The organism is Mesorhizobium sp. WSM4312, from assembly GCF_002294875.1.
In the GTDB taxonomy this organism is placed as follows: Bacteria; Pseudomonadota; Alphaproteobacteria; order Rhizobiales; family Rhizobiaceae; genus Mesorhizobium.
The window spans coordinates 297,629-305,094 of record NZ_NSFU01000010.1 but is presented as its reverse complement, the minus strand read 5'-3'; the positions used below and the strand labels follow the sequence as shown (position 1 = coordinate 305,094).

Annotated in this window: 7 protein-coding genes; 5 read left to right on the top strand and 2 right to left on the bottom strand. The window is 60.2% G+C overall.

Annotated elements, in window-relative coordinates; translation table 11 throughout:
- The first annotated feature begins 501 nt into the window (after positions 1-501).
- The 3 genes from CK228_RS19240 to CK228_RS19230 all read left to right on the top strand — a co-directional run bounded on the left by CK228_RS19240 (position 502) and on the right by CK228_RS19230 (position 1,628).
- Positions 502-885 carry a phasin family protein gene (locus tag CK228_RS19240; protein ID WP_245438068.1) on the top strand — a complete coding sequence of 128 codons (384 nt, stop codon included), beginning with the start codon at positions 502-504 and terminating at the stop codon, positions 883-885.
- An 81-nt stretch (positions 886-966) separates the two neighbouring features.
- On the top strand, positions 967-1,263 hold the full coding sequence (locus tag CK228_RS19235) for a cytochrome c (protein WP_245438069.1): 297 nt from the start codon (positions 967-969) through the stop codon (positions 1,261-1,263).
- Positions 1,264-1,358: 95 nt separating this feature from the next.
- Positions 1,359-1,628 (top strand): hypothetical protein, encoded by a 270-nt coding sequence (locus tag CK228_RS19230; protein WP_245438067.1) that lies wholly within the window; start codon positions 1,359-1,361, stop codon positions 1,626-1,628.
- A 2-nt stretch (positions 1,629-1,630) separates the two neighbouring features.
- Here the strand turns inward: CK228_RS19230 and fixJ are convergent, their stop codons facing one another.
- Positions 1,631-2,245 carry a response regulator FixJ gene (gene fixJ / locus CK228_RS19225; protein ID WP_095788842.1) on the bottom strand — a complete coding sequence of 205 codons (615 nt, stop codon included), beginning with the start codon at positions 2,243-2,245 and terminating at the stop codon, positions 1,631-1,633.
- Positions 2,235-3,788 (bottom strand): PAS domain S-box protein, encoded by a 1,554-nt coding sequence (locus CK228_RS19220; RefSeq protein ID WP_095788841.1) that lies wholly within the window; start codon positions 3,786-3,788, stop codon positions 2,235-2,237. The genes fixJ and CK228_RS19220 overlap by 11 nt, the downstream gene beginning before the upstream one ends.
- 186 nt (positions 3,789-3,974) lie before the next feature.
- Here CK228_RS19220 and CK228_RS19215 point away from each other — a divergent pair, with 186 nt between their 5' ends.
- Positions 3,975-4,784: a universal stress protein gene (locus CK228_RS19215; protein WP_179295969.1), complete on the top strand. Its 810-nt coding sequence runs from the start codon at positions 3,975-3,977 to the stop codon at positions 4,782-4,784.
- The gene (gene mgtA, locus CK228_RS19210) at positions 4,715-7,402 is read left to right on the top strand and encodes a magnesium-translocating P-type ATPase (protein WP_095788839.1); all 2,688 of its coding nucleotides are present in this window, start codon (positions 4,715-4,717) and stop codon (positions 7,400-7,402) included. The genes CK228_RS19215 and mgtA overlap by 70 nt, the downstream gene beginning before the upstream one ends.
- Positions 7,403-7,466 lie beyond the last annotated feature (64 nt).

The window sequence follows — 7,466 nt, the reverse complement described above, 5'->3', positions numbered from 1 at the left end:
TTGGAGCGCCAGATGGCGCGCGGAAACTTGCCCGCGATGCGCTCGAGGTCGGCGAAGACACGATAGCGCCGCTCCGCGTGGAGCTGGTCAATCGCTTCTTCGAAGAACCGCTGGTAGTTCATGTCCGAACTCCTTTTCTGTGGAACGATCGCAGGTGTCGCCGCACCGGTTCCTCGCTCATTTGGCGGGGCTAGACGTAACCCCTTGCGGGAAGGGGCGACCTTGATTCAGGTCAACTTCAGGGGCGAAGGTGTTTTTGCTCAGTTCGATATGAATCGATGCAGCGATCCGCTGCGCAGCACAGAATGCGTCACGCCGCCAAAGGCCATTTCACGGACACGGCTGTGGCCGTAACCGCCCGCAATGATCAGATCAGCCGTAAATCTCTCGACCAATCTGAAGGGCTGCCTACCCGGCAAAGGTCAAAGGGCTTGATCCTGATCAACGACCCCGAGGCGAATGGCATTAGCGTTGCGGCATCTCGCAACGGAGCAGCCGATCATGCACAGCTATCCAGGACCGCCGCGATCCGGCACGCAGCTGCTGCCAATGGCGGAAAATGGCCAGAAGGCGGTTCTTGCCGCCGTGTCACTCCAGGCGCACGCCTTCAAGGCGATGATGCGTTATCAGGTCGAAACGCTTGCCTTTCTGAGGCATCGTTGCGAGCAGGATATCAAGCTGGCGGACGATCTCATCGGTGGTCCTGAATTCAATGATGCCTTCGAGGTCGTCTCCACCTTCCTGCAGAATGCGGCCTCGGACTATGTCACCGAAGCCGGCAAGGTTGCGACACTGACGTCCAAGCTTGCATCGGAATCGGCCGGGCTGGTGCGCAAGGAAGCCAGAAACGCGATTGAAGGCATAGCGGCGAGGACAGTCGCTTGAGCGGAAATGCGGAGGCTGGCAGCCATGAACACCCGTATGGACAATAGCAGCCGCAGATATTGCGCGTGGATTTCCGTGTTGGTGGCGGCTTGGCTTGGCTGCGCACCGCCAGCCTTGGCAAATAGCACGGTCGAACGCGGCAAGGCATTGGTTGAGTTCAATTGCGCCGGATGCCACGCGGTTGGCAGAACCGACAAGAGCAGCCATCCGGATGCGCCCGCCTTTCGCACCTTGTCGAAGCGCTATCCGATCGCGGATCTCGAGGAAGCTCTCGCGGAAGGCATCTCGACGGGACATCCGGACATGCCCGAGTGGGTTGCGAGGCCTGACCAGATCGAGGCGATCATCGCCTATATCAGCAGCCTGCAGCAACCGTGATCGAGACACCAGCAGAATAGGCACAGCCGGGGTGGATCCGATCAGGAGCGGCAAGAACGACCTCATTCCGACGGCGATCGGGGCGATTCCAGAAAATGATGCAGATCAAAGCGCGGCCCATCGTTTACGGACATCTTGATACGATGTGGAAGCCAATCCTAAACGCTCCGTTTGGTCGCGATCTCGAACTTGCCGTCCTTGACGAGGACGGCGCGCACGCGCTTGTATTTCCCTGCCAAAGGGTGGGGGAGGGTTGGAAGAATGTGACCACCGGCGCGCGTGTCGATATCCGACCGACCCATTGGCGCGATTGGGTGATGGAGAAAACGCTCAACGAGGACGATGGACTTCAGCCTGGCCGATAAGTCTAGGATTTGGACTCCACGATAAGTGCCATGCGCACGAGGTGTGACAGGCTGCCTGCCGCCATCTTGCTCATGACATTGGCCCGGTGGATTTCGACGGTGCGCGGGCTGATGCCCAGATCATATGCGATCGTCTTGTTCGGCAGGCCGGACACCAGCCCATCCAGCACCTGGCGCTCGCGCTCCGACAAGGTGGACAGGCGATCGCGGATATCCGCCGACCGGGGATGCGCCGCATGCGCCTGGTTGCGGTTGGCCAATGCGGAACGGATCGCTTCGATCAGCATCTCGTCATCGAACGGCTTCTCGATGAAGTCGGCGGCTCCCTCCTTCATCGCCTGGACGGCGAGCGCCACATCGGCATGGCCTGTCATGACAATAACCGGAATCGTATGGCCGCCGGCTCTGAGCTGCCGCAGGAACTCGATACCGTCTATACCCGGCATGCGTACGTCGGTGACGATGCAGCCCTCGAGCCTGCCCGTTGCCGTTGACAGAAAAGCGGTGGCCGATTCGTACAGGCGCACCGCAAAATCCGCTGTCGCCAGAAGAAAACCGAGCGACTTGCGAACATCCACATCGTCGTCGACCACGTGCACCAGATCACTATCGGCCATTTGAGACCTCTTCCTTCTCCACGATGCGCAAGGTGAACCGGAAAGCCGTCCCGCCGGTCGGCATTGCCTCGGCCCATATGTGACCGCCATGCGATTCAACGATGGTGCGGCAAATCGAAAGCCCGACGCCCATGCCGTGCTTCTTGGTGGTCACAAAGGGCTGGAAGAGTTGCGCCGAGACCTCCGGGGCAAGGCCTGGGCCAGTATCGATCACGCTCACTTCGGCCATTCCATCATCGCGGGCGACAGTTGTGACCGTCAATTCGCGGCGCGGCGAGCCTTGCATTGCCTCTACGGCATTGCGCATCAGGTTGAGCAGAACCTGCTGGATCTGGATGCGATCGGTCAACACCAGTTCGGCGGCACGGTCGAGCTTGTAGCTGACGAGGACGTTTATCTCCCGTGCTCCGACCAGTGCCAGGGACGAAGCTTCCTCGATCAGCGTCGGCAGTCGTTCGACCTGGCGCTCGCTTTCGCCTCTTGCAACGAAATCCCTCAGATGCCTGATGACGTTTCCCGCCCTCAGGGCCTGCTCGGCGGCTTTATCCACGGCATCCCGCAGCATGGGCGCATTTTCTTCCTTGCTGTTCTCGAGAAGTCGCCGGCTGCCTTTCAAATAGTTCGTGATCGCCGTAAGCGGCTGGTTGATCTCATGGGCCAAGGTCGAAGCCATTTCGCCGAGAGCGGTAAACCGCGCCATATGGAGAAGCTCCTGCTGCTGCTCCTGGATTCTCGCTTCCGCCCGGTGGCGTTCGGTCAGGTCGCGGCAGAAGCCCGTGAAGAAGCGTCCGGTTCCCGGGTGCATCTCGCCGACGGAAAGCTCCATCGGGAAAGTCGTGCCGTCCTTGCGTGCCCCGGTAACGGTGCGGCCGAGCCCGATGATCCGACGCTCTCCTGTCGTCAAATAGCGAAGCAGATAGGCATCATGCTCGTCGCGATAGGGCGAGGGCATCAGCAGATTGACGTTTTGCCCGATGACCTCGCTTGACTGGTAGCCGAACAGCGTTTCGGCAGCGGTGCTGAAGGACTGGATCCGCCCCTGTTCGTCGATGACGACCATGGCGTCGGGCACAGTGGCCAGGATCGAACGCAAATGATCCTCACGCAACCGAAGGGCGGCGTTGGCAAAGGAGAGTTCGCTGACATCCGTGCCTTCAATGAAGATCGCGGTGATCCGCCCGTCATCGCCCTTGATCGGCTGATAGACGAAATCAAGGATGCGCTCTTCGATCGGCCCGTCTTCATGGTTGCGGAGGCCGACCTTCACACCTTGTCCCCTGTAGGGCACGCCGGTCTTGTGCACCTGATCCAGATGTTCGAAAAATTCGTGTCCCTCGAGTTCCGGAAAGGCATCGCGGATGGACTTTCCAATGACTTGCCGGTCTCCGATAAGCCTTTGGTAGGCCGCATTGGTCAGTTCGAAGACATGGTCTGGTCCTTGCAGCAGCGCCATGAAGCCCGGGGCCTGCTCGAACATCTGCGACAAGACGGATTTCAGCATCGTCCCGTCGGCCGACAAAATAAGCGCTTCGTCTTGGCTCACCTGCTGACGCCCCTGGATTCGAAAGACTTGCCGAAGGCGTAGTTATCACTTCTCGCCACACACGCAAAACGGATCGGGGCTTCCGCGTGGAATGCCAGCGTCGGGCCATTTGATGCGCATCAAGGTGCCGGGCGCCCGCGAATGCAATTCATCGCGCATTCCTGCGTTTCAGAAAAGAGGCCGGCAATGTGCTACAAGTCGATCATCGTAAACCTTGCGGTGGATGCACCTCCCGCACCGATCGTAAACGTTGGGGTCGAACTGGCGGAACGGTTTGGAGCCCGTCTCATCGGTCTGGCGGCAGCGGATGTTCCGCCCCTGGTCGCGACTGGCCAGGGCATGGTCTACGAAGGCGAGATCATGCAGATCCAACGGACGGAAATCGAAAAGCGGCTTGCAGAACTGCGAGCCGAGTTCGAAAGGCTGGTTCCGGCTTCGATCTTCAGCGAATGGGGGCAAGCTGTTTGCAGCCCGACCCGGTTCCTCTGTGTTTCCGCCAGAGCGGCCGACCTCGTCGTTACCGGCCAGGCAGGAGACAATGTGTTTCGCGCCGTGGATGTCGGCAGCCTGACACTGGGCACCGGGCGTCCGGTCCTGGTCGCCGCAACCAACGTCGAGCACGTCCTTGCAAAAACCGTTCTTGTCGCGTGGAAGGACACCAGGGAGGCGCGGCGGGCGATGGCTGATGCGTTGCCTTTCCTGGCCAAAGCCAGCGAAGTCGTGATTGCCACGATTGACACCGACCGCGACGAAAGCATTCGCGACAGCCTCGCCGATGTCGCGGTCTTTCTCGAGCACCATGGCATCAAGGCGCGAACCGAGCTGATCGCCGGTGAGGCTGATGGCGACCGGTTGCTGACATTCGCACGCTCGATCCATACGGACCTCATCGTCTCGGGCGCCTATGGCCATAGTCGCTTGCGGGAATGGGCGTTCGGCGGCGTTACCCGCACGCTGATCGAAGCGAGCGGCATCAACCGCTTCATGTCGTATTGATGATAGGCGAGGCTGACCAGCAATCCGTCTCACCAGAGGACGGTGCCTATTGGTCGATCGAGACCAATGACCTCCTGCTACGCCTTGAGACCTCAGTCTCGGGGCTTGCTTCGTCCGAGGCGGCATCGAGGCTCGCAAAATTCGGCCGAAACACACCCGCGTCGACGTCAAGCGCGTCGGCCTTGGCAGTGTTTGCCCGCCAGTTCCGCAGCCCGCTGGTCCTAATCCTCATTTTCGCGGCGTGCGTATCGGCCTTCGTCGGGGATGGCCAGGAGGCTGCGATCATCGGCGCGATCGTGCTGGCAAGCTGCGTCCTGAGCTTCACCCAAGAGTACGGTGCGTCGCGGGCGACCGAAGCACTGAAACAGCGTATTTCGCGCAAGGCTATTGTGTTGCGCGACGGCGCCGAGTGCTCGGTCGCCGCCGACGACATCGTGCCGGGCGACGTGATCCGGCTTTCGGCCGGAAACCTCATCCCTGTCGACGGTATCATTCTGGAAGCGCGCGATTTCAATGTCAGCGAGGCCGTGCTGACCGGCGAGACCTTTCCCGCCGTGAAGACACCGGGACGCTCGGCGCCGGATGCCGCGCTCACGCTGCGCACCAACGCGGTCTATACGGGAACATCCGTCCGTAGCGGCACCGCAACCGTGCTTGCAGCAGCAACCGGCCCCCGCACGGAATTTGCGTCGATCGCCGCGGCCCTGGAGCGACAAATCCCCGAAACAGGGTTTGCCCGGGGCATCAGGCTGTTCGGCTATCTGATGACTGAGATCATGCTGGCGATTGTCATTCTGGTGTTCTTCGCCAACCTGATGCTGCATCGGCCGCTCATTGAATCGCTGCTGTTTTCGCTGGCACTGGCGGTTGGTCTTACGCCCGAACTTCTCCCGGCCATCATCAGCGTGACGCTGGCTCGAGGGGCTCGCGCGATGGCAGTCAATGGCGTCATCGTGCGCCGTCTCGATGCCATCGAGAACCTGGGCAGCATGGATTTGTTGTGCACCGACAAAACGGGGACGCTGACTGAAGGCGTTATCCATCTGGATGGATGGCTCGATGTCGACGGCAATCCATCAACCGATATCCTGCTCTGGGGACGTCTCAACGCGACCCTGCAGACCGGACTGAAGAATCCACTGGACGAAGCAATCGCCGGTGCGCCAGGCGAGGGCGCATCATTGGCGGCCTTCACGAAAGTCGACGAAATCCCCTACGATTTCATTCGCAAGCGACTATCGGTCGTGGTGCGGAACAAGGACGCCCAGGATCTTCTGATTACCAAAGGTGCCGTACAAAATGTCCTCGAAACCTGCAGCTTCGTCCGAACAGCCAAGGGGCTGGAACCTCTCAATGAAATGGACCGGGCGGCAATCGAGGAAAAATTCCGACGCTGGAGCGCGGACGGCTACCGCGTTCTGGGCTTGGCAATCCGTCGGTTTGAGCGCCAGAAAACGTTCAGCAGGAAAGACGAGATCGATCTCGCCTTCGCGGGCTTCCTGCTTTTCCTCGACCCGCCAAAGAGAGGCGTCAAGGAGACGCTTGCCGAACTCGCCCAGCGCGGCATCGCGGTAAAGGTCATTTCTGGCGACAACCGTTACGTTGCCGCGCATCTCGCCCAGGCGATCGGCTTGCGGGCCGACAGGATCATGACCGGCGAGGAGCTTTCGAAATTGACGAAGAGCGCGCTCTTCGCAGGCGTGCAGCACACCGACCTCTTCGTCGAGATCGACCCCAACCAGAAGGAGCGCATCGTTCAGGCGTTGCGGAGCAGGGGCCGTGTCGTTGGTTACCTGGGCGACGGCATCAATGATGCGCCCGCCCTTCATGAGGCAGACATAGGCATCTCGGTCGACAGCGCCGTCGATGTCGCGCGCGAGGCGGCCGATATCATCCTTCTCAAGCAGGATCTCGGCGTGCTGGTGCGCGGCGTCGACGATGGCCGCAAGACCTTCGCGAACACGATGAAGTACATTTCCATCACCACCAGCGCCAATTTCGGCAACATGATCAGCATGGCTGTCGCCTCGCTGTTCCTGCCTTTCCTGCCGCTTCTGGCCAAGCAGATCCTGCTCAACAATTTCCTTTCCGACGTTCCTTCACTCGCCATTGCAAGTGACAACGTCGATCCCGACCAACTGCACAGACCTCGCCACTGGGATATCCGTTTTGTGCGGCGGTTCATGATCAGCTTTGGCTTGGTCAGTTCGCTGTTCGACTTCGCGACCTTCGCATTCCTTCTGTTCTTCGCGCATGCCACGGAGGCCGCATTCCAGACCGCCTGGTTTGTCGAGTCGTTGCTGACGGAGCTTGCCATCGTGCTCATTGTGCGCACGCACAGGGCTTTCTGGGCGAGCCGTCCAAGCCCGTTGCTTGCCTGGCTTACATTGGCTGTCGGGATTATCGCGATCATGATCCCCTATCTGCCGTTTGCGGCCTGGTTCGGCTTCGTGCCCTTGCCTCTGCCCGTACTTGCCGGACTTATCGCAATTACCGCGCTCTATCTACTCGTCTCGGAGGCGACCAAGCGCTGGTTTTTCGGACAAGAGAGTCAGGCCCGCAAGAAGTTGCTTGCCCGTCAGCGGTCCTTTCTCGATCGCCTTGTGGCCAAGGTTTAGCGCCATGCTTCCTGTTGGGGGCTCAGGGATCGGCAACGATGCCGCCTGTTGATCGAGATCAACG

Bases quoted from the DNA above. Each gene is read 5' to 3' on its own strand.
- CK228_RS19240 (WP_245438068.1), top strand. From the start codon at position 502: ATGCACAGCTATCCAGGACCGCCGCGATCCGGCACGCAGCTGCTGCCA.
- CK228_RS19230 (WP_245438067.1), top strand. From the start codon at position 1,359: ATGATGCAGATCAAAGCGCGGCCCATCGTTTACGGACATCTTGATACG.
- fixJ (WP_095788842.1), bottom strand. From the start codon at position 2,245: ATGGCCGATAGTGATCTGGTGCACGTGGTCGACGACGATGTGGATGTT.
- CK228_RS19215 (WP_179295969.1), top strand. From the start codon at position 3,975: ATGTGCTACAAGTCGATCATCGTAAACCTTGCGGTGGATGCACCTCCC.
- mgtA (WP_095788839.1), top strand. From the start codon at position 4,715: ATGGGCGTTCGGCGGCGTTACCCGCACGCTGATCGAAGCGAGCGGCAT.